We start from the raw sequence: 25109 nt of genomic DNA on the forward strand, positions 1-25109 counted from the left end.
CGCATCCAACACAATGTCACAGAAAACACATTCCGACGGCGTCACGGATCCGGCAGTCGATCCCCGCGCCGATTACGATTACCAGAGTACAGCAGTCGACCAGGAACGTCTCGTCGCGGACCTCCGGGCGCGCGTCAACGGCGACGTCCGGTTTGACACCTATAGCCGACAGCTGTTCGCGACGGACGCGAGCGCCTACGAGCAACTGCCGATCGGTGTCGTCTCGCCGACGTCGACGGGAGACGTCGTCACAGTGATGGAGTACTGTGCCGAGGAGGGGATTCCCGTGCTCCCGCGCGGCGGCGGGACGAGTCTCGCCGGCCAGGCGGTCAACGAGGCCGTCGTCCTGGATTTCAAACACTACATGGACGAGTTGCTCGAGATCGATCCCGATGCGGCGACGGCGCGTGCCCAGCCAGGTGTCACGATCGCCCATCTCGACCAGGCGCTCGAACCGCACGACCTCAAGTTCGCCCCCGATCCTGCGTGGGGCGAAAAGAGCGTTCTCGGCGGTGCGATCGGCAACAACACGACCGGTGCACACTCGCTGAAGTACGGCAAGACCGACGCCTACATCGAGGAATGTGAGGTCGTGCTCGCCGACGGCACCAGGACGACGCTCGGCTGGGTCGACGTCGACTCGCTGTCTGACCGTGCGCGGGCGGCCGAAGAAGACGGCTCCCCGATCGAGGCCCGGCTGTACGCCGAGGTCGATCGGATCCTCACCGAGGACGCCGAGGAAATCGAGCAACGGTACCCCGACCTGAAGCGAAACGTCTCGGGGTACAATCTCGACATGCTGATAGAAAACGCTCGCGAGCGAGGCGAGGTCAACCTCGCACGGTTGCTGGCCGGCAGCGAGGGGACGCTCGCGATCGTCACCGAGGCGACCGTCTCGCTGGAACCGATTCCGAACGAGACGGCGGTTGTACTGTTGACCTACGACGGCGTGATCCCCGCAATGCGCGACGTCGCTCCGATTCTCGAACACGATCCGTCCGCCGTCGAGGTGATGGACGATGTCTTCCTGGACCTGGCGCGGGACACGTCCGAGTTCTCGGACCTCGTCGCGACGCTGCCCGAGGGAACCGACTCGACGCTGCTGGTCGAGTTCTACGCCGAGACCCCCGAGCAAGCCAGAGAGAAAGTCGCCGACCTGCTCGCCGACCGGCTTCCCGGCCACGACGGGGCGGCTGATCCGCCCGCTGACGTCAGCGACTCCGACGACGTCTACGCCAGCGACGCGCTGGAAGCCTACGACGACGAGCGACAGGCGAAGTTCTGGAAGATGCGAAAGGCCGGGCTACCGATCCTGCTCTCGCGCACGACCGACGAGAAACACTGGCCGTTCGTCGAGGACACGGCGGTCCCGCCCGAGAACCTGCCGGAGTACGTCACCGGCATGCGAGAGATCTTCGACGAGCACGACACCTTCGCCGCGTACTACGCCCACGCCGGCCCCGGCGTGTTGCACATTCGGCCCCTGCTGAACCTCAAGGCCGAGGACGGCGTCGAAACGATGCGGGAGATGGCCGATCAGATCACCGATCTGGTCATCGAACACGGCGGCTCGGTCTCCGGCGAGCACGGCGACGGCCGGGCCCGCACGAAGTGGAACCGGAAACTCTACGGCGAGGACCTCTGGGAGACGTTCCGGGACCTCAAGTCGGCGTTCGATCCCGACTGGTTGCTCAATCCCGGGAGCGTCTGCGGGGACTTCGACCCCGGTGAGAACCTCCGGTACGACGCCTCCTCCACCTTCGATGCCGACTTCGAGCCCGTCCTGAACTGGGACAACGACAACGGGTTCCAGGGGATGGTCGAACTCTGTCACGGCTGTGGCGGGTGTACCGGCCACCAGGACACCACCGGCGGCGTGATGTGTCCGACGTATCGCGCGGCTGACGAGGAGATCACGAGTACGCGCGGACGGGCGAACATGCTCCGGTCGGCGATGAACGGGAACCTGCCCGAGGATCCCTTCGACGACGAGTTCGTCCACGAGGTGATGGGTCTCTGTATCGGCTGCAAGGGCTGCAAGAACGACTGTCCCAGCGGCGTCGACATGGCCAAGCTCAAAGCCGAAGTGGTCCACGAGTATCATCAGCGCGAGGGGACGAGTCTACGTGACAACCTGTTCGCGAACGTCGAGACGGTCCTCTGGCTCGGGAGCACCTTCGCACCGCTCTCGAACTGGGCGATGCAGGTTCCCGGCAGCGGACTGGTGATGGAGAAGGTCCTGGGGATCGCCCAGGAGCGTGATCTCCCGTCGTTCCACCGGACGACGTTCAGAGACTGGATGGACGGACGCGGCGGAACGCGCGTGCCCGAGTCCGAGGCGACGCGAAAGGCACTGCTGATAGCCGACCCGTACACGAACTACAGCCACCCGTACGTCGGGAAGGCCGCCGTCCGTGTTCTCGAAGCCGCCGGCGTCCACGTCACGGTGCCCGACGACATCTCTGACAGCGGCCGACCGGCGTTCTCCAAGAGCATGCTCGATCACGCTCGGACAACTGCCGAGGAGAACGTCCGGGCACTGGAGCCGTACGTTGAGGACGGCTGGGATATAGTCACGGTCGAGCCGTCCGACGCCGTGATGTACCAGTCAGATTACCTGGATCTGGTGCCGTCCGACGCGACTGCGCGCGTCGCGGCCAACGCGTACGGTGTCTCTGAGTATATCGATATCTACGAACTTGGTGAGCGAATCGACTTCGACGCGCCAGCGGAGTCGCTGGCCTATCACGGCCACTGCCAGCAGAAGGCGACGAAAAAAGACAACCACGCGGCGGCAGTTCTGCGACAGGCCGGCTACGAGGTCGATGCCGTCGACTCGGCGTGCTGTGGCATGGCTGGCTCGTTCGGGTACGAAGCCGAACACGTCTCGATGAGCAAGGCGATCGGATCGATACTGTTCGACCAGCTCGACGACTCGCCGGCCAACCAGCCCGTCGCCCCCGGTGCGTCGTGTCGCTCCCAGCTCGAAGATTACGATGGTGAGCCGCCCCACCCGATCGAAAAGCTCGCCGACGCCCTCTAGAGCGGGGCTTTGATGATCGACAAAAAAGCGCTGCTTTCCGAGAAAGTGCCAGATATGGCCGCGTTCTTCGGGCGGGTCGATACAGGGTAGCTCCGCCAGCGCCGGCTGCAGTGCATTCCACCATCCCTCAGCAGTCTCAAACTCGGCCGGATGGTCCGGATAGACGTCGGTGAGAAAGTCAGATTTCTTCGCTGCCGGGTGTTTGCGGAGATACTCGTATGCGGCGACGAGCGCCTGCTGGCACGCCTCGAGTGTTGTGCCCGCCCCGGGCAGATCGACCTGTGTCACCAGTTCTTTGACCCGTGATTCCACGGGCTTGTGGTCTGGTGTGGTTTCAATCGGAATCCACCAGACGCGGCCTCTGGAGCCCACTTTCGCGTCCGGAGTATGTCCCGATCAACGAGTTCGTTGAGTTTGTTGTGCGTGGTCCGGCGAGAACAGTCAACGAAGTTAGTGTTTGAGAACGGTGGAATATCCGGCCCTATCGGTGTCGACAGAACGTGGCACTGAGTGACGGCGCGTATTCACAGCCTGAAGGCCGTGGTATTGCGCCTGCTCCGCCTATAATGTCGTCCGCGGTCAGTGGACGGGCCCGGTCATCCCGCCGCTCGAACACATCGAGAACCTCGCTGAGCGGGATCCGCCCGCTGTCTGTCGCAAGCTGCTCACGCTCGGGACCATACACAAACATCCCCTAAGAAGGCCCAAAAGCGCTTCTCTGCCCGAATAATAAGATGGTTATCACTTCCTGTCGCCGCTCTCGAACAGTCCACAGTCGGCAACCGGATCTGTCGCGAACGTCTCGACGGCGTTCCGACAGTCAGTGTACGCCTGATCGACCTGCGCCTCCATCCGCTCGGCGACGACGGCCGGATCGGCGGCCTCGTAGACCGATCGTTGACAGGTGCTATCTCTGATGATCTTCGATTCGACCAGCCGGTGTGCCTCCAGTGTATCGACGATGCGGTAGGCTGTCGTCAGTGCACAGTCGAGCTCGTCCGCGAGCTCCTGGACGCTCATCGGCTCGTCGCTCTCACAGAGGGCGGCGTAGGCAGTCCGCTCGGAACCGTTGAGCCCGAACACGATTGCCAGCGCCTGATCCGGGTCTGGCTCGGCGGCGGCCACCTCCTGAAAGGACTGCGGCATTGTCTGCACTTGCTCGGTGTCGACTTTGTATCTGTCTATCCGGATATCCGAATCAATCTCCGAGTAGCAACACGTATTGGTCCCTCGGCGATAGTACAGCCAACCATGGCCGATCTCCGTGACGATTTGGTCTACGAGCGCCAGGCTGATCTCTGCCAGGTGTTCTCGAATCCGAAACGCCTCAAGCTCCTCGAACTGCTCCAGAGTGGCGACGAGTATAGCGTCTCACAGCTCCAGGGCGCGACGGATCTGCCGCAGTCGACGGTCTCGCGTCATCTGCAGCTCATGCGCGATCGTGGCGTCGTCCACAAGCGCGACGACGGCGTACACAGTTACTACGCGCTCGCTGACGACCGGATCGCGACGAGTATGGGTCTCATGCGCGAAATCCTGGCCGATCAACTCGAACGCGAGCCCGGCGCTCCGTCAGTCCAGCCGTAGCGGCCTCGTTCGTCGAGAACCCTGACTGTTCCTGTGATCGCCACAAGGCCGTGGAATCGCGCGACAGGTTCAAGCGCACGACTCCGGTACAGTGCGTGCAAATGGCTGAGACGTTTGCCCTCGATCAAGAGTGGTTACGTGACGTATTGCCGGATGGACTCCCGATCGGTGAAACGACCGTCGTGTCCGGGCCCGGCGGTTCGGGCAAGCCACTTGTCGGATTCGCTGTTGTCAAGTCCTGGCTCGAATCCGGCGGTAGCGTGGTCTTCCTGCTGACAAATTCCGGCCGAGAGTTCGTCGCCGAGACGATGGCCGAGCTGTACAACTTCGATGTCGATGCGTACCCGGACCGGCTCCGATTCGTGAATTTCGATCCAGAGGTGGAGGCCAGCGTCGGCGGGATGGACGCCGACAGCCGGCCGATCACGGCGAACCTGCTCGAACCCGCTGTCTGGGAGCGAGCACTTTCGACAGCGATCGACAGCGTCGCCGACGACCGCGTGCTCGTGTTCGGAAGCGCGCTGAACCTGTTTTTGTTCTCGCCGACCTATGCCGACGACAGCATCGAAGCGTTCGTCGAGACCGTCGAACGCGACGACGACCACACGTACCTGTTTACCGTCAGTACGTCCGCGTTCGAAGCGGAGATCGCTCGCGTCGAGGACGCCTCGGATACGGTACTGATGACGGAGATGCCAGACGATCAGCTGTACTTGCGCGGCGAACGATCCGATTCGGTCACGGTCTCGACTGACGACGTTCCGGTCCCGTTCACCCCGGAGCAACTCGCGACGATCAAATCCGTCTCCGAACAGACTCGGACGAGCCTCATCCCGACGCTGAAAGAGCTATAGGGGTCCCGCGACCGTCACTGTGAAAGGTCCCGCCCTCGTTTCGATCAGCGATGGAAGTCACGCTGCTGGGGACCGGTGACACGACGGGGACACCGACCGTCGGCTGTGACTGCGACACCTGCGAGCGTGCCCGTTCGATGGGTGTCGAGCGCACCCGCTTCTCGGTGCACGTCGAGTCGGCGTCCGGAGGGACGCTGTTGATCGATTTCAGCCCCGATTTCCGGTATCAATTCCTGCGCGAGGACTGTGATCCGCCGGACGCTGCGGTCGTCACGCACATTCATTTCGATCACCTCGACGGACTGGGGAACGTCTACCGGCTCGTCGACGAGTTACCGGTGTACGCGACCGACGAGACCGATCCGACGACCGGCGAGAGCGTCGCTCAGACCGTTCGGGGGCGCTACGACTATCTCGATGCGGTGTCCGTCGAACCGACAGCGCCCTTCGAGACGGTCGAGACGGCTGGCCTGGAACTGACGCTCGTCCCCGTCGATCACCCGCCGCTTCTGTGTTACGGCCTGCTCGTCGAGGATTCCGAGACTGGCAGCCGACTCGCGCTCTCGGGCGATACCAGCTACGCGATTCCCGACCGATCGCTTGACGTCCTTTCGGGGGCGGATCTCCTGCTGGCTGACGGCATCGTCCCCGCGGAAAACTGCGAGTATCACCCGATGGGCGGTCGCCACCACGACGACGCGGGCGTCCCCCGGACCTTCGGCGACAAGCACATGACCATCGAAGGGGCCCGCCAGCTCGGTGACCGACTCGACGCGACCGAGACGCGGCTCGTCCACCTCTCGCATTACATTCCTGCCGACCGAGCGTTCGCCGAGGATATGGCCGTCGACGGGGCGCGCTTCGAGTTGTGATCGTGGGACGGTCGTCGGGATTTGGATGGACGGGCCGGCCTACCCGAACCGGTCCAGCCCCGCCTGTCGCCGCTGGTGTCCCTTCGGGTCGCGCACCCAGGCGCTGTGTTCCGCCCGCTCGGTCATGCGGTCGAACGCGGGCGGCTCAGCGGAGCCGTGTCCCGGACACTCCGGGCCGCACTCGGCGGCCGGTTCCACGATCCGATCGTGATAGGTACAGTACGGCACGGTCGCGTCCCGCGAGTCGTCGTCGGGATCGCAGTTCGCACACGCCGGCAGTTCCGCTGGCCGCCAGCCTTTGCCGTAGGCCCGCTCGGCCAGCCGCCGCCGAGCCCGTCGTTTCGCCTCCGGATCGACCGTCCGGATCTCCGTCCGCCCGGGGCGTTCCGCGATGATATCGATCCCGCCCGCCGAGGGATCGAGCGGTGTCGGTTCCCTGATCACCTCACGCTCGTTGCGCTCGGGATCGAACCGCCAGATCCCCACCGGATCGGGGATCCGGTTGCGGTGCGCGCCAGTCACGTAGGAGGCTGTCGCCAGGATCACCTCGTCAAACAGCCCCAGCGCCACGTCCTGTCGGAGCTGGCGTTGTAGCTCGCCCGGCCGATCCAGGTCGGGCTTGTTCTCGATGCCGACCAGCCGGTCGAACCACGCACCGGGATAGCGTGCGGTCTGTCGCACTCGCAGGGTGCCGCCCCGCCGTTCGCGCTCGAAGAATCCGATTTCGACGCCGCGATCGATCCGCGATCGCGCCCGTTCCGGCCGCAGATCCGGGAAGACGCGCCGCCAGTCACGCGCCTGGCCGACGCCGACGTCCGCCTCGATGAGTCGATCCGGGATCGTCCGATCGGTGATGGTCGTCCGCTGGTCGAACCCCGGCCCGGGTTCGAGCACGACCGTGTCGATGATGCGGCGCCCGTGGATGCTCGCACCGAGCTGGCGGCTAACCACCCGCTCGTCGGATTCAAGCGCCGCACACAGCGCCAGTTCGAACCCGTACTCGCGCACGCCTGGACGTTGCCCGCCACGCGCAAAAGCGTCTCGCCGTGTATACCGGGTTCTGTAACCCCGTATATATGGGGGTTGGTGACATGGCCATCGGGAACGAGATCTTTGTCGAAATACGGCTTGCAAGAGTCAACATCGGCCTGAAATGTCTTTTCGGGCGCGGTTCCCACGCGCTGAGAATGTGGCGGTCGTTTACTAACATAACGCTCTGAGTAGCGAACGAAGAGCTACCCCACACCCGATATATGGGGGTCATACAATGACAGATGGATGGAACATAGTCGTCTGCGTCAAGCAGGTACCCGATGCGGACGACGTTTCTATAGACCCGGAGACGGGACGGTTGAATCGCTCCGACGCCGAGGCCGTGATGAACGCGCCGGACTACAACGCGGTCGAAGCGGCGCTGGAACTGCGCGACGAGGTCGGCGGAACGGTGACGGCCCTCTCGATGGGGCCGCCGAACGCCGACGCGGTGTTGCGTGTGGCCGTCGGGATGGGTGCCGACGACGGCGTCCTCCTGTCCGATCCGGCCTTCGGTGGCAGTGACACCTGGCCGACGAGCCTGGCACTGGCCCGCGGGGCCGAGGAACTGGATGCTGACGTGGTCCTCGGCGGCGAGGAGACGACGGACTCCTCGACTGGCCAGGTCCCGCCGGGGATCGCCGCCCACAACGGCTGGGCACAGCTCACATACGTCGAGGAGCTCGAACCCCGGCCCGACGGGGACAAACTCGTCGCGAAGCGTGACGTGGAAGGCGGCTACGAGAAAGTCGCCGCCGAACTGCCGGTCGTCGTCGCGATGGGCTTCGGCGAGAACGATCCCCGTCCTGCGGGGCTACACCGCAAGATCTTCGCCGAGGCCGACTTCGAGCCCGAGACCTGGACGGCCGAGGATCTCGGCGTCGAGGACGAGGTCGGACTCTCCGTCTCGCCGACGCAGGTCGGCGGCATGGACACCGCGGATCCGGTCCCGCGCGAACAGGAGGTCGTCGACGAGACCGACGAACTCGCCGAGCAGATAGCGGAGGTGCTCTGAGATGGCAGCCACGAGCGACACCAGTGCCGATATCGAGGCACACGACGACGTCTGGGTGTTCGTCGAACAGCACGACGGCGAGATCGCGAACGTCGCCTGGGAACTGCTGAGCAAGGGTCGAGATCTGGCCGACGAGCGCGGCGAGGACCTCGTCGCCCTGGTGATGGGTGCGGATCTCGACGAGACGGACATCCCCGAGCAGTGTATCGCCCGCGGGGCCGACACAGTGCTGATCGCCGACGATCCGGTGTTCGAGCCCTATCGGTCGGACCCCTACGGCGAGCAGTTCCGCCACCTCGTCGAGACGCGCAAGCCCGCCGTCGCGCTGATCGGCGGGACCCACACCGGTCGGGACTTCGCCGGCCGCGTGGCGGTGCCGACACACGCAGGCCTGACCGCCGACTGCACCGAACTGGAGATGGAAGACGGTCGCTACGAGATGCGCCGGCCGGCCTTCGGCGGGGACGCGCTGGCGACGATCATCTGTCCCGAGCACCGACCGCAGATGTCGACCGTCCGACCCGGGGTGTTCCCGGCTGCGGAACCCGAGGAGGGCCGCGAGGGCGAGGTCGAGACCGTCGAGGTCGTCGTCGACGAGGACGAGACGATGACCGAGGTACTCGAGCGCGAGGTCGGCGACGTCGCCGACATCACCGACGCCGATATCGTCGTCGCCGGCGGGATGGGCGCCGAGGGCGACTTCGAGCCGCTGTGGGAGCTGGCTGACCTCCTCGGCGGTGAGGTCGCAGCGACCCGTGACGCCGTCGAAGAGGGCTGGATCGAACCGGCCCGACAGGTCGGCCAGACCGGCAAGACCGTCCGACCGAAGCTGTACGTCGCGGCCGGGATCTCGGGTGCGATCCAGCATCTCGAAGGGATGGACGATAGCGAGACGGTGATCGCGATCAACACCGATCCCAACGCACCGATCTTCGACAACGCTGACTACGGTATCGTCGGTGACCTCCACGAGGTCATTCCCGAATTGATCGAGTACTTCGAGGAGAACGAGGAGGCGATTCCGGCATGAGCGAGACTCCGAACTACGATAACATGTACGACGCAATCGTCGTCGGCGCGGGACTGGCCGGGTCGACGGCTGCACTGACGATGGCTCGCGACGGGCTAGACGTGATTATGATCGAGCGTGGTCCGTCGCCGGGCACGAAGAACGTCTTCGGCGGCGTCCTGTACACGCCGCGGATCCGCGAGCTGACGGACTTCGAGGACGCCCCGAAGGAACGGTACGTCTCCAAGAAGACCTACAGCATGCTCAGCGAGGAGGGCGACGAGACCTCGATGTCGATCGCGCCCTCGTCCTGGCGCGAGGAGCCCCACAACAACTCCTGGATGGTACTGCGTGGGGACTTCGACGAGTGGTTCGCCGAGCAGGCCGTCGAGGCAGGTTCGATGCTGGTCACCGAGACGACGGTGACCGATCTCATCAAGGAGAACGGTGAGATCGTCGGTGTCGAGACCGATCGTCCCGACGGCGAGTTGCGCGCACCGATGGTCGTTCTCGCGGAGGGTGCCAACTCACTGGTCAGCGAGGCCGCCGATCTCAAAGATCGGGACGACCGGGACAACGTCGCCGTCTCGGTCAAGGAGGTCCGGAAGTACGACCGCGAGAAGCTGGAAGACCGCTTCCACATCGACGGCGACGCCGGGCTGGCCGCACACTACTTCGGTGACGGGGCCTGTGGCGACGCCGTCGGTGGTGGCTTCCTGTACACCAACAAGCGGACAATCTCGCTCGGCGTCGTCTACTCGATTGAGGACGCCGCTCGCGACGACAAGACGCCCGACGAAGTGCTGGAGGAGTTCAAGCAGCATCCCGCCGTCGCGCCGCTGGTGCGTGGCGGCCGGATGGTCGAGTACTCCGCCCACGCGATTCCCGAAGGCGGCCCCGACTCGATGCCCGACTTGGTCCACGACGGTGCGGTCATTGTCGGCGACGCGGCCGGCCTCGTGCTCAACAGCGGGGTCCACCTGGAAGGGACGAACATGGCCGTCGAGAGCGGCTACCACGCCGGTCGGGCCGTCGCCGATGCGCTGGCGCAGGGTCGGACTGACGAGGCCGCGCTGGCGAGCTACGAGACCGACCTCCGGAACTCCTACGTCGTCGAGAACCTAGAGCACTACGGCTGGTTCATGGACACCGCCGCCGAGGAGAAGGAGTTCCTGTTCGACGATCTGCCGCGGGCGCTCGGACGGGCCGGCGACGCGTACTTCAAGATGGACAACACGCCGAAAGATGAGCACGTCTCGGAGGCCAAGAGCCACATCCTCGATGCCACCGGCGGCTGGCTCGGCGCCGCCAAGAAAGCCTGGAAGTTCCGCAAGATGCTATCATAACAATGAGTACCGCAAAACCCAACGTTCCGGACACCCCTGAGGTAGAGCGCGAATCGATCGAAGACCGCCTGTACACGGTCAAGTACAGCGACAGCGGCGAGAGTCACCTCGACGTCAAAGTCGAGGGGATCTGCGAGGAGAAGTGTACGAACTACGAATGTGTCAACGCCTGCCCCGCTGATGTCTGGCGAGCGGAGGAGGGCGGCGTTCCGATGATCGCCTACGAGAATTGTCTCGAGTGTGGTACCTGTCGGTTCGCCTGCCCGCACGGCAACGTCGAGTGGGAGTACCCCGAGACCGGTAACGGGGTCTCCTACAAGTTCGGATAACGGCCCCCATTTCATACTGCCAGTTGTCCGTCACTCAAGACTGTCAGCACCGGAGTGGCAAGTCTCTGCACAGAGTTCCGGCGGGACATACACCTGGTGCGTAACTCTGTTGGTCCTGTGTCGCGTGTATATCCGCAATTCTTGGGAGTACAGGAGCAACGTTAACCTGCTCTTGGTGCAATGACTAAGGTGGGATCATGGAAGCCAATCTCGGCATAGCACTCCTCGGACTTGGTGCAATCGGCACTGCATTCTCCAGTATCGGGCTGATTGCAAATCGAAGGTTCGGGTGGTTGCTAGGTCTGACGGTCATGTTGACTGCAATTTTCGGGGCAATGGCTGTTGGTCTCATAGGTTGACGAATCGTCGGGACCGGTGACCGTCCCACCACTGGTACACCCCCGAATCTTTATGATGATCTACAGCAGCCTCTCGAATTGAATTAACTCGTACTCGCCGAACGACCGTCGGCCCTGTTCTTCGAAGCCGTGTGCCGGGTAGAACTCCGTGGCCGCCTGCTGGCGGCGGGCCGTCTCCGCGAGCAGTCGCGTCGCACCGCGCTCGCGGGCGGCCCGCTCCAGCCGATCCAGCAGCGCCGAACCGAGTCCCGAGCGCTGGTAGTCGGGATCGACGCGCATCCGGAACACCTCGGCCGTCTCGCCGTCGATCGTGAGCCCGCCCATGCCGACGATGTCGCCGCCGAGATCCGCGACGAGGAACTCCCCGCCCGAATCGAGATACTCGGACTCGATTCGGCGAAGGTCGTCGATCCCGGGCACGTCCTCGGGATCGGTCCCCTCGGCGGCCATCGCCCGCTCGTTCAGCGCCAGCACGGCGTCGGTGTCGCCGGGTTCGAACCGGCGGATCGTGGCGTCGGTCATCGAGATGGCTGTCCCCGTATGCCGAGACGACCACTCACGCTCGGGGATCGACTGACAACCATCGCGATCACCCGAACTCGATGTCCTCGCGCGTGGTGACTTCGCCGAACAGAAAGTCGGCATGCTCCAGCGCGTACTCGCGGTGTCCGTCCTCGATCGCGCCGACGGCGTCTTCCAGCAGGATCGGTCGGTAGTCACGCAAGCCGGCGCTTGCGGCCGTCTGCAGGACACAGACGTTCGCCAGCGTCCCGACGATCACCAGGTCGTCGATCCCGCGGGCGTTCAGCCACCCTTCCAGTTCGGTCTGATAGAACGCATCGTAGGTGTGCTTCTCGACGACCAGATCCGCGTCGTCGGGATCGAGTTCGTCGACGAGTTCGGCCTCCCAGGAACCTTCCAGCACGTGCTCGCCCCAGCGCTCGAACTCGTCGTAGTAGTGGGCGTCCTCGAACTGCTCGGGCGGATGGACGTCCCGCGTGAATACGACGGTCGCACCCGCGTCGCTGGCCTGATCGACTAGGTCGACGCAGGGCTCGATGGCGTCTTCGCTGCCGGGCGCGTAGAGGGTCCCGTCGGGATGGCAGAACCCGTTTTGCATGTCGACGACCACGACCGCTGTCGAATCGGGATCCAGACGCATATCGACACGTACGTCCCTCTCAGGGGATAGTTGTGCCGAATTGGATGTGTTTTTATATCTGAACGTCGTGGCACGATATATGCGTCCCCGCACTGTCCTACTGATCGTCCTCGTCGGGGTGCTTGCGGTGGGTTCTGCCTCTCTTTCCGCCGGCGCCGCGAGTCACGGTCACGCCGCCGAGCAGGTACCGGTCCAGTCGTCTGCGGACACGGAACCGCCGGATCCGCCCGGCGACCCCCTCGGTTGGGAGAACGGTTACTGGTACAACGAATCGATCGACGTGACGCCCGATGACGGTCTCAACGAGAGTGAACTCGACGCCGTCGTCGCGCGTTCGATGGCTCGTGTCGAGTCCGTCCGCGGTATCGAGTTCAACGGGACCGTCCCGGTCGAGGTAATCAGCCGGGCGGCGTTCAGCGACAACCGGAGCGTCAGCGACACGAACACCTCGACGGCCAACCGGATCCATCAGAACGTCAAGTGGGAGGCGATGTTCTCGATCGGTGAAGACGAAAACGCCCTCTCCTCGTTCCGGTCGACCCAGACGGCGACGATCGGTGGCTACTACAGTCCCGGCGACGACCGGATCGTGATCGTCTCGGAGAACGCGACCACCCCGAAAATGGACGAGGTCACGCTCTCCCAGGAACTGTTTCACGCCCTGCAGGACCAGAAACTCGAAATCTCCTTCAACCGATCGACCCGGGAGGGACTCAACGCGGCCAACGGGATCATTGAAGGTGATGGCAATCTCGTCGACCAGATTTACCAGACCAACTGTGGTGACGACTGGAACTGTGTAACTCCAAGTAGCGACGATTCCAGCGGTGGCGGTGACACGAGCGACATCAATTACGGGATCTACCTGACGCAGTATCAGCCGTACAACGACGGCCCGGCGTTCGTCCAGCAGATCCGCTCTGAGGGTGGCTGGGAAGCAGTCAACGACGTCTACGACAATCCGCCGACCAGCACCGAGCAGGTCATCCATCCCGAGAAATACCCTGACGAAGGCCCAGTAAATATTACGTTCACTGATTCGAGTAGCGACGAATGGTCTGTGCCAGACTTGGGCAACGGGAGCGTCGACTACGCCCGCTTCGGCCAGGCCGGGCTGAGCGCGATGTTCCTGCGGCCGGCGGTCGCGTCACAATACAGCGATGTTCCCGTTTTGCGTCCCGAACAGATATTTACTGACCGTCGGACGCTCAACTACGGTCTCGACGTCACGAACGGCTGGGGCAACGACCGGCTCTACCCCTACGCCACGAATGAGTCGGCGGAAACCAACGAGACCGGGTACGTCTGGCAGATCGAGTGGGACACGGTCGACGACGCCGGTGCGTTCGCCGACGCGTACGTCGAGTTGCTTGAGTACTACGGTGCCGAATCGGTCCCCGAGAACGAGAGCACTTACCGGGTCTCTGACGACGAACCGTTCGGTGACGCGTTCTACGTCGGACACGACGGGCAGACGGTGACGATCGTCAACGGGCCAACTGTCGCCGATCTGTCGGAGATCCGTGCTGGCGTGGCACCAGCGAACGAAACGGACCCAGACGAGACGACTGAGTCAGACGAGACGAACACGGACACCGATGAGACGACTGAGTCAGACGAGACGGCGGGACCAGATGGGGCGACGACGGACACCGGTGATGGATTCGGTCCGGGCTTTAGTGTCGCCGTCGCGTTGCTCGCAGTGCTTGCCAGCGCCGCCGTCGCAGTTCGACGCCACACGTAGGCGCACGTTGTGGTTGTTCGACACGTCGTCCGGAACGCCTTTGCTCAGGAGTCCCCTACGACGGCCAATGCGACGGCACCTCGCGATTCTGGCGCTCGCGGCTGCGCTCGTGATCGCGGGGTGTATCTCACCACCTGCGACTACGGACGATATCGGCGTCGAGAACGGATACCGATACGACGCTGACATCGCGGTCACGACCGGCGACGGCCTCAATGAGAGCGAACGCGAGGCCGTCGTCGGACGCGCGATGGCACGCGTCGAGTACATCCGCGGCCACGAGTTCCAGGAGACCGTCGACGTACGGGTCATCTCCCGGGCGGAGTACCGCAACCGCACCAATGACGCTTCGGACGCTGCAAATCTGACCGCCCGACAGCGATGGAACGAACAGGTCTGGGAGGCGTTGCACATCATCGGCGAGGGCGAGACGTATCCCGAGGCGCGGGCGACCAACCGCGGCTCGTCAGTGGTGGGGTACTACTCGCCGGGGGACGGGGAGATCGTCCTCGTCAGCGACTCGGCGACGCCGCGGGTGGCCCGCGGGACGCTCGTCCACGAACTCGTCCACGCGTTACAGGACCAACACCTCTCCCTCGGGGAGACGCGCCAGTTGCAGGACGAGCAACTCGCCGTCTGGAGTCTCATCGAAGGCGACGCCAACTACGTCCAGGACCGCTACGAACGTCTCTGTGGGGTGACCTGGGAGTGCATCGAGACGCCCCGAGCAGCCCCCGTTCGATCGGGCTCGTTCAATCAGGGACTGTTCCTGGTGAGCTATCTCCCCTACGCCGAAGGGCCCGAGTTCGTCGAGGCATTGCGCGAGCGTGGCGACTGGCGTGCTGTCGACGACGGGTACGGACGGTTCCCCGCGAGCACCGAACAGGTCATCCATCCCGACCGCTATCCCGGCGACGAACCGGCGACCGTGCCTATTCCTGATCGCTCGAACAGTGGATGGGAGCAGTTTGACGACCTCGACCGTCCGGGCCATGACACCGTCGGCGAGGGATCGATCTACGCGATGTTCGCCGCGACCGGCGTGATCGACCGCAGCGGGGCAGCGCAGTACGACTACGACCATCCGCTGTCGAGCGGCTGGGCGGGCGATCGGATCGTCCCCTACCACAACGGTAGCGGCGGCTACGGCTACGTGTGGCGAGTTCGCTGGGCGACTCCCGGCGAGGCCCGTGCGTTCGCCGAGGGGTACCGGACGCTTCTCGACCGTCGGGGCGCCGATCGAATCGGTGACGGTCGATACCGTATCGGGGACGGCGGATTCGCCGACGCGTTCCGGATCTCGCGGGACGGACAGACGGTGACGATCGTCAACGCTCCGACCGCTCCCGGCCTCGATGCCGTCCACGCGCCGTCGTGACGGGGATGGAATAGGTCCCTTTTTTCATCTGCAGCCGGTAGCTCGCGTATGACCGATAGTGGCCCGTTCGACTTTCTCGGGGTGGACGCGATCCGTGCGGAGCGAGCGACCGACGCGTACTTCGACCGCACGGTCGAGGCGCTCGAACACGCGGGCAAGGATCCCCACGTCGTCGCCGAAGTGACCGCCGACCAGTTTCCCGACGGCGAGTTCGAGGTGCTGGCCGGGCTGAAGGACCTCGCGCATCTCTTCGAGGGCTACGAGGTGGACGTCGAGGCACTGCCGGAAGGGCAACTGTTCGACGGCGGTCCGGTCGCCCGGATCGAAGGCGATTATCTGGAGTTCTGTCGGCTGGAGACGGCGTTGCTCGGGTTTCTGTCACACGCCAGCGCCATTGCGACCAACGCCTTGCGAGCGCGGCGGGCCGCGCCGGACTCGACGGTGCTGAGCTTCGGCTCGCGACACGTCCATCCCGCGATCGCGCCGGTCGTCGAGCGGGGCGCCCTGATCGGCGGCCTCGACGGCATCTCCAACGTCGCTGCCGGCGAGATGATCGGCCGGGAGGCCGGGGGGACGATGCCCCACGCGCTGGTGCTTTCCTTCGGCCGAGGTAACCAGGAAGCGGCCTGGCGGGCGTTCGACGAGGCTGTCGGCCCCGACGTGCCCCGTGTCGCGCTCTGTGACACCTTCACCGACGAGGTCGACGAGACGCTTCGCGCCGTCGAGACTATCGAGGACATCGACAGCGTCCGCCTCGACACGACCGGTTCCCGGCGTGGCGACTTCAGACACATCATCAAGGAGGTCCGGTGGGAACTGGACGCACGGGGTCACGACGATATCGGTGTCTTCGTCAGCGGCGGCCTCGGGCCCGACCAGTTGCGCGAGCTTCGGGACGTTGCCGACGGGTTCGGCGTCGGCGGGTACGTCAGCAACGCGGACCCGGTCGATTTCGCACTGGACATCGTCGAGGTCGACGGACAGCCCACTTCCAAGCGCGGCAAGCTCGCCGGCGTGAAAGACGTCTACCGGACCCCGGACGGCGGTCATCACGTCGCGCTCGCGGACCGGCCCGGCCCCGTCGACGGCGAGTCACTCATGGAGCCGCTGGTCCGGGACGGCGAGATCGTCCGGGAGTTCGATATCGAGAACGCCGCGCGGCTGGCCAGTCAGGACGCCGACGCTGTCGGGTTCGCAAGCGAGTGATACGGACTGTTGTACCGATCTGCCACGACGATCGCACTCTTGTGATCGATGCGGAACAGTCCGTCTGAGAGAATTGGGCCGCTACTGGTGTCCGACCGGCTCGTCCGGGTAGTCCTTTTCGCCGACTTCGATCGGAACGTCCAGCCAGTTCTCCATCGGGATCAGCGGACATTCGTAGGCCTTGTTGTATGCGCACGTCGGGTTGTACGCCTCGTTGAGATCCAGGATCCACGTTCCGTCCGCAGTCCTGTGCTCGCCCACCTCGAGATCGATGTACCGGCCCGCGCCGTAGGTCTCCTCGTCGTTGGTCTCGTCGCGAAACGGCACCCACAGACGGTCTTCGCCGCCGACCGGCTGGTAGGCCTGTAGCGTCAGCTCCTCGCCGTCGACCTCGAACCGGAACTCACCGTAGCGAACGTACTCCTGTGAGCCGTCGGCGGTCGTCTCGACGGTTATGTGCTCCTTGTCGTCGTGTTCGTGTAGTTCGAGTTCGAACCGATACGCCGGGTCGATCGGGTAATACTCCAGTCCCGCGAAATCGGCGTGGTTCGGAATCGGCGACCGCGGATGTGAGCCGAAATACTGTTCTTTCTGTTCGCGCTGCTGTTCGAGTTCGCTTTGCCAGTCGTCGCTCATATTCCGTGGTACGGTGAGGGGCCAGTTTACTCTTCCGACTGTTGTGCGTTATTTGGACAATACTGTCTGGGCCGACCGAAATCCGTGGGAGCGACAGCGTGACGCGGGTTCTGTGCCCGTTCTCAAAGCTGTGTGGCTGCTCCGGTACTTTGAGGATTCGGACTGTCGGTCCAGCGTTCGACGCCGCTCGTGTGCTTCGGCGGTGTTTCGCGTTCGAGAGGGGGGATCCGCGTCGATCACTCGTCCCACGCGTCGGGCCAGATATCGGCCGCTCGCATACTGGGCTCGGCATCCGACAGATCGTCTCTGAGCCGCTGTGGGTCGATCCGATCGAGGTCCGTCCCGACCAACTCGCGAACGAGCAGCGTCACCAACATTGCGTGCTCGCGGAGCGTCCGTTGATCGACCTTGTCCCTGGTGTCCGCCCGCGTGTGCGTCCACCCTCGTTTCCAGGTGCCGGTCTCGTCGTTCGCCTGGCTGTGCACCTGCAGCGCCGGGATGCCCCGGCGGAGAAACGGCCAGTGATCGCTGTAGGGATGGGGCCGGTCCTGGACCTCCAGCGGATGGCCGACCGCCGCAAACGCCTCTTCCGCAAGTGCGCCGAGTTCGTCACTACCGTGTGTCAGCGCCTGAATCGTCCGCTCCCGTCCGACTCCGTCGAGGTTGACGACCGCATGCACGTCCTCGGGATCGACGCTTGCCGCCAGGGTCTCGCTGCCCTGTAGCCCCAGTTCCTCACACCCGACCAGCGCGATCTCGACGCCGCGGTCGAGTTCCAGTTCCCGCAGTGCGTCGACGACGGACAGAGATACGGCGACGCCGCAGCCGTTGTCCAGCGCCCCCTCCGCGACGTCGTGGGCGTCGTAGTGAGCGACCAGGAGCACGGACGCGTCGGTCTCGGGACCGAACCGGCCGCGGACGTTCTGGCTCGTTCCCGGTTCGACCGACGCGGTGACGTTCAGCCTGGCGGCCGCCCCGTTTCGAGCGTAGTCACGGAGCCACTCGCCGGTCTCGTGGCTGACTCCCACCGCGGGCAAGGTGTCGCCGACCCGGAGCGAGCCGGTCGGCGGGAGCTGTCCGGGCCGGTGATTCGCGAAGATGAACCCCGCGGCGCCGCGTTCGGCCGCGTGACCGATCTTCTCGGTCCGGTGGACGAACCGATCGGCCGACGGCGGCGTGGCCGCACTCGCGACGACGATCGCGTCCTCCACGTCGTTTTCGTCGAGTTCCTCGGGCGTGCCGTACCCGACATCCACCAGTGGTGCCTCGACGGTCGCCTCCGGGCAGTACGGCAGCGCTCGCGCCTCGAAGGTTCGCTCGCGGTCCTTGCTGTGGACGTGGACCAATAGCGATGTCTCCCCGCGCGTCCACTCCGGGATCGCGAACGACTCCTGGCGGACGTCCTCGACGCCGAGTGCTTCGAGCTCGTCACGCAGGAACTCCGCCGCCCGCTTTTCGCCCGGATGCCCCCCGAGTCTGTCCTCGAATTCCGCCAGCGTCGTCACCACGCGCCAGGGGCGGTCGGACTGCCAGATCGTCCCGAGACGGCGCGTCACCCGTTCGTCCATGGCGAATGCGTCGAACGGGTGGACCAAAAAACTCCCCTGCGCGGATGACACGGTCGCGTCGTTGCGTCCGATCGCAGTCAAGACAACTCCGGGCGAGTTAGGGACTCATCCTCTCCCCCTTCCAGTTCGGCGGCGACCGACTGCAGACGCTCTATCCGCCGGTCGGTCGGCGGGTGTGACCGAAGCTTGATCGTGAGTCCGTCGTCGTCCGCCGACTCGTCGCGGGAGAATCCGTACGGGAGCAGGCACAGCCCTTCGACGAGGCTGTCCATCGACCGGAGATCCGTTTCGGGGCTCGATTCGACCGCATCGTCGAGCTTCCGGAGCGCGCTGGCGAGTGCCTCCGGTTCCCCGGTCAGCATCGCCCCTGCCCGGTCGGCCGCGAACTCCCGGTCCCGGGAGAGCCGGTGAGTGAGGTAGACGACTGGCGTCGCCAGGACCCCCAGACCGACGCCACCGAGCACGAGCGAGAGGCCCGCCGCGACCAACAGTGACACGGGCGAGGTCGGATCCGTCCAGCCCGCCGCAACGATCAGCGCGAACAGCACCGCGCCACCGAAGAGGTTCGCCCGCAGCCAGCGCGGGAGCCCGGCGACAGGCCGATCGCTCGCCAGTGCCGGCAGAAACGTCGCCAGGGTCATCACCGTCGCGTCCCGGTTCTGGAGATGCGCGAGTTCGTGTGCCAGCACCGCGTCCAGTTCCGCGTCGGTGAGTTGTTCGCGCAACCCGCTGCTGAGGACGATCATCGGATCGCCGCCGCCGACCGAAAAGCAGTTGGGCGTCGTCGAGTCGATCAGCCCGACCGCCGGCGGCTGGCGATCGAGGAGTGCCGAGAGCCGCTCGACGCGGTCGTGTAACTCCGGGGCGTCCGATGCAGAGAGGCGCGTCACGTCCGCTCGGGACAACGCCATCGCCCGTGCAGTCCGAAGCTGGACGGCGAGCAAGCCCGAAAGCGAGAGTCCAACTAGTACCGTCCACCAGACTACGCCTGGAACCGCCGGTGCGACCGCACCGCGTGCGCGCTCGACGAACGGTGCCAGCAGCCCCAAAAGCGCGGTGACGAACACCACGTTAGCCACTACGATCGCGAGTACCGTGGCTGCCAGCCGTCGCCGGAGCGATGTCGGTCGATGCGGGGACACGTATCAGCGATGTATTCACGGCACCGGATCAAAACTATTGTGGACTACTCACGCAACTTGAGCGTTTAGAGAGTGAACAACAAGCTATTTTATCGTCACACGTGACACGTCCACACGTGGGACAAGACCTTCGTAGAGCCGCCCTGCTCACGGTCGCCCTGGGTTCCCTCCTGCTGGCGGCGTCGCTGATGCCGGCGGCGGGCCTGGGATCGTTCCCGTCCGCCGAGAGCGACGCCGGCGGGGATAGCGGCCCGGCCGCGTCGACGGGGACGGCCACGGAGACGGCGACCGAAACGGCGACGCTGACAGAGACAGCGACGCCGACCGAAACGACGACGCCGACAGTCACACGGACCGAAACTGACGCCCCAGCCGGCGACTCGCCGGACCGATCCGACGGCTCCGGTTCCGTGTTCACAGAGCTTTTCACGCTGTTCTCGCTGCTCACGTTCGGCGTGGTCGGTTCGGCGCTGGCCGCTGCTGGGTACGCGGGGACCGTCCTGGCTGTCAGCACCGTCGCCGGTCCTGCTGTCGCGGAACGGCTTCCGTTCGGTGCCGGGATTCGGTCGCTTCCGACGGCGACGATGGCGACGCTGATCGGACTGTCCGGCTCTCTCAGTCGGTTCTTCCGCAGTGTCGGGTCGGGCACTGACGCGCTCGTGGCCGGGCTCAGCGGGCTGACCGGTGCCATCGGCTCGATCGGGGTGGGGCTCACTGCAGTTCTCTCCCGCTCAGTCTCGCTCGGCAGTGGGCTCTCGGCCGGCGTCGGTTCGCTGTTCGGATCGCTGAGTAACGCATTGTCGTCGCTCACCCGCGGTGGCGCGACTCGAACGACCGCCGGGACGACGGAAGCAGCGAGTGCCGACGCCCGTTCGGCCGTCGGCGTCGACCCCGAGCCCCCCTCCGAGCCCGACGAGCCGGCGACGGTGTCGGAGGCCTGGGAGCGGATGACTGACCGTATCCCGGTCTCCGACAAGTTCGCGAAGACGCCCGCCGAGCTTCGTGACGCCGCGATAGAGCGCGACTGGCCTCGAGACCCCGTCGAGCGTTTGACAGCCATCTTCCGGGAGATCCGATACGGCAGCAGCGACCGGACGGACGAACACACCGAAACGGCGCTGTCCGCGCTCGCGGAGTTGCGGTCCTACTGGGAGGACGACCAATGATATCTCGGCCCATGAAACGTCTGGCACTGTCTCTGCTGGAGGCTCTGACGCTCGCGGCGGCGATCGCAGTCATCCTGCTGCCCCAGTCGCCCGCAGTCGTCACACAGTACGGTCAGACGCTCGAAGGGTCGATGCTGCTGCTCGTGCTGGCGGGCGTCTTCGCGGCCCTCGGCGTTCGCTACGGGTATCGCGTGGCGGCCCACCGCGGCGGGGAGCCACCGTTCGATCAGCCGCCGGAGGAAGCGACCGGCTACGATACGAGACTCCCTGGCGATCACGTTGACGCGCAGTACGCGAAGGCGACGGCGCCGAACCGCAACGAAAACGTTCGGGCGGCCCACCGACAAACGGTCGTTCGATATCTAGAAGAAACGGCCGTCGACGTACTCTCCGACGCCGAGAACGTTGCGCCACCGGCCGCCCGCGAACGCGTCGAGGACGGTTCCTGGAGCGACGACCCGCGCGTGCAGGCGCTGTTCCAGGGCGATCGCACGCAACTGCCACCGCGGATTCGGCTTCGGGACTGGGCGAGCGGCGAGAGCTTCGAACGTCGCGTCGAGCGAACCGTCGCCGAACTCCAGCGCATCGCGGACCTGCCGGACGACACGCAGTCGTCCCCCGATGATCTCGATTCCGAACTCGACGCCAGCGGCTCGACGCCCTCGGCGCGCTTCGAACCGTCGACAGCCGACACCGCGACGCGCGAGCGGGCCACGGTCACGACGGCCGACGCGACTCTCGAACGCGACGGTCACTGGAACGTCGGGGTACCCGTTGCCTTTCTGCTCGGTGGGCTGGGGTTCGTCCTCTCGAACCCGACGCTGGTGCTCGCTGCGATCGTTCCGGCGGGCTTTTCGATCTACGCGTCGCTGACGCGTTCGCCCGCCCTGAACGTCGATGTCGAGCGGACCGTCTCGAGTGAATCGCCCGCGCCAGGCGAGCGGGTTCGCGTGGTGCTCACCGTCGAAAACATCGGTGACCGGCCACTGGCCGAGTTGCGGGCGGTCGACGGCGTTCCGGAGTCGTTGCGCGTCGTCAGTGGTTCGCCACGACTCTGTGCCACGCTCGAACCCGGCGAGTCGGCGACGACCACCTACACGGTCGAGGCGTTCCGTGGCGAGCACGCCTTCGGGACCGCGTCGCTGTGGGCCCGCAACGTCAGCGGCGACGCCGAACGGACGCACGTGGTCGACCTCGAAACGAGACTCGCGTGTCACGATCCGGTCGAGACGATGCCGACGACCGGGCAGACGACGCCGTACGAGGGCCGGATTGAAACCGACGCCGGCGGTCACGGACTGGAGTTCTACGCGACCAGAGCGTACAACCCGGCCGATCCGCTCAGCCGGATCGACTGGAACCACTGGGCACGGACCGGGGAACCCCGCACCGTCCAGTTCCGACGGACTCAGGCCGGGACGGTCGTGGTCGTCGTCGACGACCGGTCGGTCTCCCGGAGGGCCAGAAGCGAGTTCACCCCGGACGCGGTCGCGCTGGGCCGTCACGCTGCCATCCGTATCGCGGACGCGCTTTTCGCCGCGTCGAACGCCGTCGGAGGCGCGTTACTGACGCGCCGCGCCTACGAGCGGCCGTCGCGCGGTCGGTATCAACGCCAGCAACTTGAGGAGTTTTTCCGCCGGCCGCCGAGCCAGCCCGAGTCGACCGGCAGTGGCGGCTCGCAGTCGCTGATGGACATCGACAAGCAGTTTTTCGGTGGGATAGATGAGGACTCCGATCGCCGATCGAAGCAGGACGGAGACGACGACAGCGTCTGGAGTCCGCTACTCGCGACCGACGGCGGTGGCATCCCGGTCGAATGGCTTCGAAAGCGTTTGTCGGGCCGGGAACAGGTGGTGTTCGTGTCGCCGCTGCTTGATGACGCGCCCCGTCGGTTCGTCCGGACGCTGCAGGCCGGTGGCACCGACGTGACGGTTCTCAGTCCGGATGTCACGTCCGGTGGCTCGCCCGGGCGGGCAATCGCCCGGATCGAACGCCACGAGCGGCTCAGGGCGTTGCGGCGCCGGGGGCTGCGCGTCGTCGACTGGTCGACCGACGAACCGCTGTCCGCGACGCTCGAACATGCCCAGCACAGGTGGTCACGATGACCGCGCCCGATCGACAGCCGGCCTGGCTCACCAGCCGACTGGCCGCCGCGCTCGTTTCCGCGCTCGTGGTCGTCCACGGCTTCGTCGCCGGCGTGCCGGTCGTCGCGTTCCTCGCGCTGCTCGGAGCGCTCGCGCTCGTCAGAGCCGCCCGATCGCTCGCTGTCGACCGCTCGGACGTGGCGCGAACCGAACGCGCGGCCTCGACGATCGGGTTCGTGCTCGGTGCGCTGGTTGTAGTTCTGGCACTGGCGCACCTCGACCCGATCGCTCGGTCGCTCCTCGGTTTGCCGATCGCCGGATTCGTCCTCGTCGGACTCGCCGGCCACGGCGCGATCTACGGACCGCACGCCGGCGCGTTTACCAGCGTCTACCGGCGATCCCGGGTTACTTTCGTGGTTGCTGCTCTCCTCTTTGCGTTCGTCCAGGGGATACTCCTCTCGACGACGGTCTCGCGTGGCGTGGCCTGGCTTCCCGTACTTTTCTCCTGGCGATTCGGCATCGCGCTGGTCGCCTTCGAGCTGGTAGTGTACGCGCTCGTCGTCTCGCTGTTGTGGGCCCAGCGCGAACTCGACGAGCGGCTCGGCACCGAGCGTGTTCGACAGACGATGGCTGTGACGGTCGGCGGGCGGTCCGTCCACGGAACCCTTCGAGCCGTCCACACCTGGGTTCGCGACCACTGGATCGTCGCGGGCGTGCAGGTGGTCGGCGTGTTCTTGCTGGGCGGGACTGTCGAGGCGGTCCTGCTGTCGGCAGTGCCGGTCGGTCCGCTCGTCGTCGTACTGTTCGCGTCCGGCCTTGCACACGCCCTGGTCGGCGTCCTCGTCGCCGTCGCCCTGTCCGTCCGCGTCGCTGCGTTCGTTCACGATATCCTCTTTCGGCCGCTGCAGGATCCGATGGCCACCGGAACCGATGTGACCGGTGCCGTTCTCGTCGCCGTCGGATCCGGATTGCTGTCGTTGCTCGTTCCCGACGCTCTCACGTCGGTGCTGCCGAGTGGGGCTGCGACGGATCTATCGTCGGCGGTCGGTCCGGCGGCCGTCTTGGTCGGACTATTGGCCCTCGTCGGCATCGTGGCGCCTTTCGTCGTGTTCATCCTCACGCAAACCGCCGTCGTGGTCGGTCTGGCCGCAGAACGGACGAGCGGCTTTTCGATCGGGAGCGCGCTCGTCCTGCTCGGATCGATCGTCGCGGCCGAACAGGGCGCCCCGGCAGTCGTCGTGTTCGTCGGCGTCGCAGTCGCCGTGCTGGCCTGGGAGTTCGGCGAACAGGCGACGTATCTCGGTGTGACTGTCGGCGACGACACCGACGACGTAGTCGAGACAGTCCACGCAGTCGCGGCCGTCGCCGTCGGAGTCGTCGGGATCGCAGTGGCGAGTGGCGTCGGCTACCTGTTCGGGCCGATTTCGGTCGGGCCCGATCGGGCGGTCGTGGCGATCGTGCTGGCGCTCGTCGCGGCCGTCGCGGCGGTGGCGACGCTCGACAGTCAGACCTCGTAGCGTCCACGTTTCTCGGAGGGCATAGCCGGCAGTCTTAGGACCCCGCCGTCCCAAAGCCGG

The 25109-nt window shown here is 65.4% G+C and carries 22 protein-coding genes and 1 pseudogene; 15 read left to right on the forward strand and 8 right to left on the reverse strand.

Annotated features, from left to right (window positions below; all coding sequences use genetic code 11):
- The first annotated feature begins 13 nt into the window (after positions 1–13).
- Entirely contained in the window at positions 14–3043 is a 3030-nt protein-coding gene (locus HSEST_RS03445; RefSeq protein WP_229122177.1) for an FAD-binding and (Fe-S)-binding domain-containing protein, read from the forward strand.
- Between the two features lie 33 nt (positions 3044–3076).
- Here the strand turns inward: HSEST_RS03445 and HSEST_RS14640 are convergent.
- Together HSEST_RS14640 and HSEST_RS03450 are read right to left on the reverse strand one after the other, a co-directional pair.
- A pseudogene (locus tag HSEST_RS14640) lies at positions 3077–3734 on the reverse strand (hypothetical protein); the annotation flags it as partial.
- A gap of 50 nt (positions 3735–3784) precedes the next feature.
- Complete coding sequence (locus HSEST_RS03450) at positions 3785–4189, reverse strand: helix-turn-helix domain-containing protein (RefSeq protein ID WP_229122178.1); 405 nt, start codon at positions 4187–4189, stop codon at positions 3785–3787.
- A gap of 105 nt (positions 4190–4294) precedes the next feature.
- On the opposite strand from HSEST_RS03450, the gene HSEST_RS03455 reads away from it, so the two are divergent.
- The 3 genes from HSEST_RS03455 to HSEST_RS03465 all read left to right on the forward strand — a co-directional run bounded on the left by HSEST_RS03455 (position 4295) and on the right by HSEST_RS03465 (position 6356).
- On the forward strand, positions 4295–4630 hold the full coding sequence (locus HSEST_RS03455) for an ArsR/SmtB family transcription factor (protein ID WP_229122179.1): 336 nt from the start codon (positions 4295–4297) through the stop codon (positions 4628–4630).
- Between the two features lie 101 nt (positions 4631–4731).
- Positions 4732–5484: a hypothetical protein gene (locus tag HSEST_RS03460; protein ID WP_229122180.1), complete on the forward strand. Its 753-nt coding sequence runs from the start codon at positions 4732–4734 to the stop codon at positions 5482–5484.
- Between the two features lie 50 nt (positions 5485–5534).
- Complete coding sequence (locus HSEST_RS03465; protein ID WP_229122181.1) at positions 5535–6356, forward strand: MBL fold metallo-hydrolase; 822 nt, start codon at positions 5535–5537, stop codon at positions 6354–6356.
- 39 nt (positions 6357–6395) lie between these two features.
- Here the strand turns inward: HSEST_RS03465 and HSEST_RS03470 are convergent, their stop codons facing one another.
- Positions 6396–7364 carry a DUF5787 family protein gene (locus HSEST_RS03470; protein ID WP_229122182.1) on the reverse strand — a complete coding sequence of 323 codons (969 nt, stop codon included), beginning with the start codon at positions 7362–7364 and terminating at the stop codon, positions 6396–6398.
- A gap of 259 nt (positions 7365–7623) precedes the next feature.
- Here HSEST_RS03470 and HSEST_RS03475 point away from each other — a divergent pair, with 259 nt between their 5' ends.
- From HSEST_RS03475 to HSEST_RS03495, 5 genes are all read left to right on the forward strand, one after another.
- The gene (locus HSEST_RS03475; RefSeq protein WP_229122183.1) at positions 7624–8403 is read left to right on the forward strand and encodes an electron transfer flavoprotein subunit beta/FixA family protein; all 780 of its coding nucleotides are present in this window, start codon (positions 7624–7626) and stop codon (positions 8401–8403) included.
- A gap of 1 nt (position 8404) precedes the next feature.
- Positions 8405–9433 carry an electron transfer flavoprotein subunit alpha/FixB family protein gene (locus tag HSEST_RS03480; RefSeq protein ID WP_229122184.1) on the forward strand — a complete coding sequence of 343 codons (1029 nt, stop codon included), beginning with the start codon at positions 8405–8407 and terminating at the stop codon, positions 9431–9433.
- Positions 9430–10758, forward strand: a complete 1329-nt coding sequence (locus tag HSEST_RS03485; RefSeq protein WP_229122185.1) for an FAD-dependent oxidoreductase — start codon at positions 9430–9432, stop codon at positions 10756–10758. Before HSEST_RS03480 ends, HSEST_RS03485 begins: the two co-directional genes overlap by 4 nt.
- Before the next feature lie 2 nt (positions 10759–10760).
- Positions 10761–11087 carry a ferredoxin family protein gene (locus tag HSEST_RS03490; protein WP_229122186.1) on the forward strand — a complete coding sequence of 109 codons (327 nt, stop codon included), beginning with the start codon at positions 10761–10763 and terminating at the stop codon, positions 11085–11087.
- Positions 11088–11284: 197 nt separating this feature from the next.
- On the forward strand, positions 11285–11446 hold the full coding sequence (locus HSEST_RS03495) for a hypothetical protein (protein WP_229122187.1): 162 nt from the start codon (positions 11285–11287) through the stop codon (positions 11444–11446).
- Between the two features lie 60 nt (positions 11447–11506).
- On the opposite strand, the gene HSEST_RS03500 is transcribed toward HSEST_RS03495, so the two are convergent.
- Together HSEST_RS03500 and HSEST_RS03505 are read right to left on the reverse strand one after the other, a co-directional pair.
- A complete protein-coding gene (locus tag HSEST_RS03500) occupies positions 11507–11968 on the reverse strand; it encodes a GNAT family N-acetyltransferase (protein WP_229122188.1) in 462 nt (153 codons plus the stop codon).
- A 67-nt stretch (positions 11969–12035) separates the two neighbouring features.
- Positions 12036–12608 carry a cysteine hydrolase family protein gene (locus HSEST_RS03505; RefSeq protein WP_229122189.1) on the reverse strand — a complete coding sequence of 191 codons (573 nt, stop codon included), beginning with the start codon at positions 12606–12608 and terminating at the stop codon, positions 12036–12038.
- A gap of 79 nt (positions 12609–12687) precedes the next feature.
- Between HSEST_RS03505 and HSEST_RS03510 the strand changes: the two genes are divergently transcribed.
- From HSEST_RS03510 to HSEST_RS03520, 3 genes are all read left to right on the forward strand, one after another.
- Positions 12688–14352 (forward strand): Hvo_1808 family surface protein, encoded by a 1665-nt coding sequence (locus tag HSEST_RS03510; RefSeq protein WP_229122190.1) that lies wholly within the window; start codon positions 12688–12690, stop codon positions 14350–14352.
- A 67-nt stretch (positions 14353–14419) separates the two neighbouring features.
- Positions 14420–15730, forward strand: coding sequence for an Hvo_1808 family surface protein (locus HSEST_RS03515; RefSeq protein ID WP_229122191.1), 1311 nt, complete (start codon positions 14420–14422; stop codon positions 15728–15730).
- A 48-nt stretch (positions 15731–15778) separates the two neighbouring features.
- Positions 15779–16936, forward strand: coding sequence for a nicotinate phosphoribosyltransferase (locus HSEST_RS03520; RefSeq protein WP_229122192.1), 1158 nt, complete (start codon positions 15779–15781; stop codon positions 16934–16936).
- Between the two features lie 81 nt (positions 16937–17017).
- On the opposite strand, the gene HSEST_RS03525 is transcribed toward HSEST_RS03520, so the two are convergent.
- From HSEST_RS03525 to HSEST_RS03535, 3 genes are all read right to left on the reverse strand, one after another.
- Positions 17018–17572: a DUF1684 domain-containing protein gene (locus tag HSEST_RS03525; RefSeq protein ID WP_229122193.1), complete on the reverse strand. Its 555-nt coding sequence runs from the start codon at positions 17570–17572 to the stop codon at positions 17018–17020.
- A gap of 236 nt (positions 17573–17808) precedes the next feature.
- A complete protein-coding gene (locus HSEST_RS03530; RefSeq protein WP_229122194.1) occupies positions 17809–19140 on the reverse strand; it encodes a M28 family metallopeptidase in 1332 nt (443 codons plus the stop codon).
- Between the two features lie 77 nt (positions 19141–19217).
- A complete protein-coding gene (locus tag HSEST_RS03535) occupies positions 19218–20282 on the reverse strand; it encodes a M48 family metallopeptidase (RefSeq protein WP_229122195.1) in 1065 nt (354 codons plus the stop codon).
- Positions 20283–20398: 116 nt separating this feature from the next.
- Between HSEST_RS03535 and HSEST_RS03540 the strand changes: the two genes are divergently transcribed.
- From HSEST_RS03540 to HSEST_RS03550, 3 genes are read left to right on the forward strand one after another with little or no spacing between them, the layout of a single operon-like run.
- On the forward strand, positions 20399–21448 hold the full coding sequence (locus tag HSEST_RS03540) for a DUF4129 domain-containing protein (protein ID WP_229122196.1): 1050 nt from the start codon (positions 20399–20401) through the stop codon (positions 21446–21448).
- Positions 21445–23553: a DUF58 domain-containing protein gene (locus tag HSEST_RS03545; RefSeq protein WP_229122197.1), complete on the forward strand. Its 2109-nt coding sequence runs from the start codon at positions 21445–21447 to the stop codon at positions 23551–23553. The genes HSEST_RS03540 and HSEST_RS03545 overlap by 4 nt, the downstream gene beginning before the upstream one ends.
- Positions 23550–25049, forward strand: coding sequence for a DUF7519 family protein (locus tag HSEST_RS03550; protein WP_229122198.1), 1500 nt, complete (start codon positions 23550–23552; stop codon positions 25047–25049). The genes HSEST_RS03545 and HSEST_RS03550 overlap by 4 nt, the downstream gene beginning before the upstream one ends.
- The last annotated feature ends 60 nt before the right edge of the window (positions 25050–25109 follow it).

The sequence above is a fragment of the Halapricum desulfuricans genome, assembly GCF_017094465.1.
GTDB lineage: Archaea > Halobacteriota > Halobacteria > Halobacteriales > Haloarculaceae > Halapricum.

What these genes read in the sequence shown, in the direction of transcription:
- HSEST_RS03510 (WP_229122190.1), top strand. Translation starts at nt 12,688, where the DNA reads ATGCGTCCCCGCACTGTCCTACTGATCGTCCTCGTCGGGGTGCTTGCG.
- HSEST_RS03515 (WP_229122191.1), top strand. Translation starts at nt 14,420, where the DNA reads ATGCGACGGCACCTCGCGATTCTGGCGCTCGCGGCTGCGCTCGTGATC.
- HSEST_RS03465 (WP_229122181.1), top strand. Translation starts at nt 5,535, where the DNA reads ATGGAAGTCACGCTGCTGGGGACCGGTGACACGACGGGGACACCGACC.
- HSEST_RS03445 (WP_229122177.1), top strand. Translation starts at nt 14, where the DNA reads ATGTCACAGAAAACACATTCCGACGGCGTCACGGATCCGGCAGTCGAT.
- HSEST_RS03485 (WP_229122185.1), top strand. Translation starts at nt 9,430, where the DNA reads ATGAGCGAGACTCCGAACTACGATAACATGTACGACGCAATCGTCGTC.
- HSEST_RS03525 (WP_229122193.1), bottom strand. Translation starts at nt 17,572, where the DNA reads ATGAGCGACGACTGGCAAAGCGAACTCGAACAGCAGCGCGAACAGAAA.
- HSEST_RS03505 (WP_229122189.1), bottom strand. Translation starts at nt 12,608, where the DNA reads ATGCGTCTGGATCCCGATTCGACAGCGGTCGTGGTCGTCGACATGCAA.
- HSEST_RS03490 (WP_229122186.1), top strand. Translation starts at nt 10,761, where the DNA reads ATGAGTACCGCAAAACCCAACGTTCCGGACACCCCTGAGGTAGAGCGC.
- HSEST_RS03550 (WP_229122198.1), top strand. Translation starts at nt 23,550, where the DNA reads ATGACCGCGCCCGATCGACAGCCGGCCTGGCTCACCAGCCGACTGGCC.
- HSEST_RS03475 (WP_229122183.1), top strand. Translation starts at nt 7,624, where the DNA reads ATGACAGATGGATGGAACATAGTCGTCTGCGTCAAGCAGGTACCCGAT.
- HSEST_RS03500 (WP_229122188.1), bottom strand. Translation starts at nt 11,968, where the DNA reads ATGACCGACGCCACGATCCGCCGGTTCGAACCCGGCGACACCGACGCC.
- HSEST_RS03460 (WP_229122180.1), top strand. Translation starts at nt 4,732, where the DNA reads ATGGCTGAGACGTTTGCCCTCGATCAAGAGTGGTTACGTGACGTATTG.
- HSEST_RS03495 (WP_229122187.1), top strand. Translation starts at nt 11,285, where the DNA reads ATGGAAGCCAATCTCGGCATAGCACTCCTCGGACTTGGTGCAATCGGC.
- HSEST_RS03545 (WP_229122197.1), top strand. Translation starts at nt 21,445, where the DNA reads ATGATATCTCGGCCCATGAAACGTCTGGCACTGTCTCTGCTGGAGGCT.
- HSEST_RS03480 (WP_229122184.1), top strand. Translation starts at nt 8,405, where the DNA reads ATGGCAGCCACGAGCGACACCAGTGCCGATATCGAGGCACACGACGAC.
- HSEST_RS03530 (WP_229122194.1), bottom strand. Translation starts at nt 19,140, where the DNA reads ATGGACGAACGGGTGACGCGCCGTCTCGGGACGATCTGGCAGTCCGAC.
- HSEST_RS03455 (WP_229122179.1), top strand. Translation starts at nt 4,295, where the DNA reads ATGGCCGATCTCCGTGACGATTTGGTCTACGAGCGCCAGGCTGATCTC.
- HSEST_RS03520 (WP_229122192.1), top strand. Translation starts at nt 15,779, where the DNA reads ATGACCGATAGTGGCCCGTTCGACTTTCTCGGGGTGGACGCGATCCGT.
- HSEST_RS03450 (WP_229122178.1), bottom strand. Translation starts at nt 4,189, where the DNA reads ATGCCGCAGTCCTTTCAGGAGGTGGCCGCCGCCGAGCCAGACCCGGAT.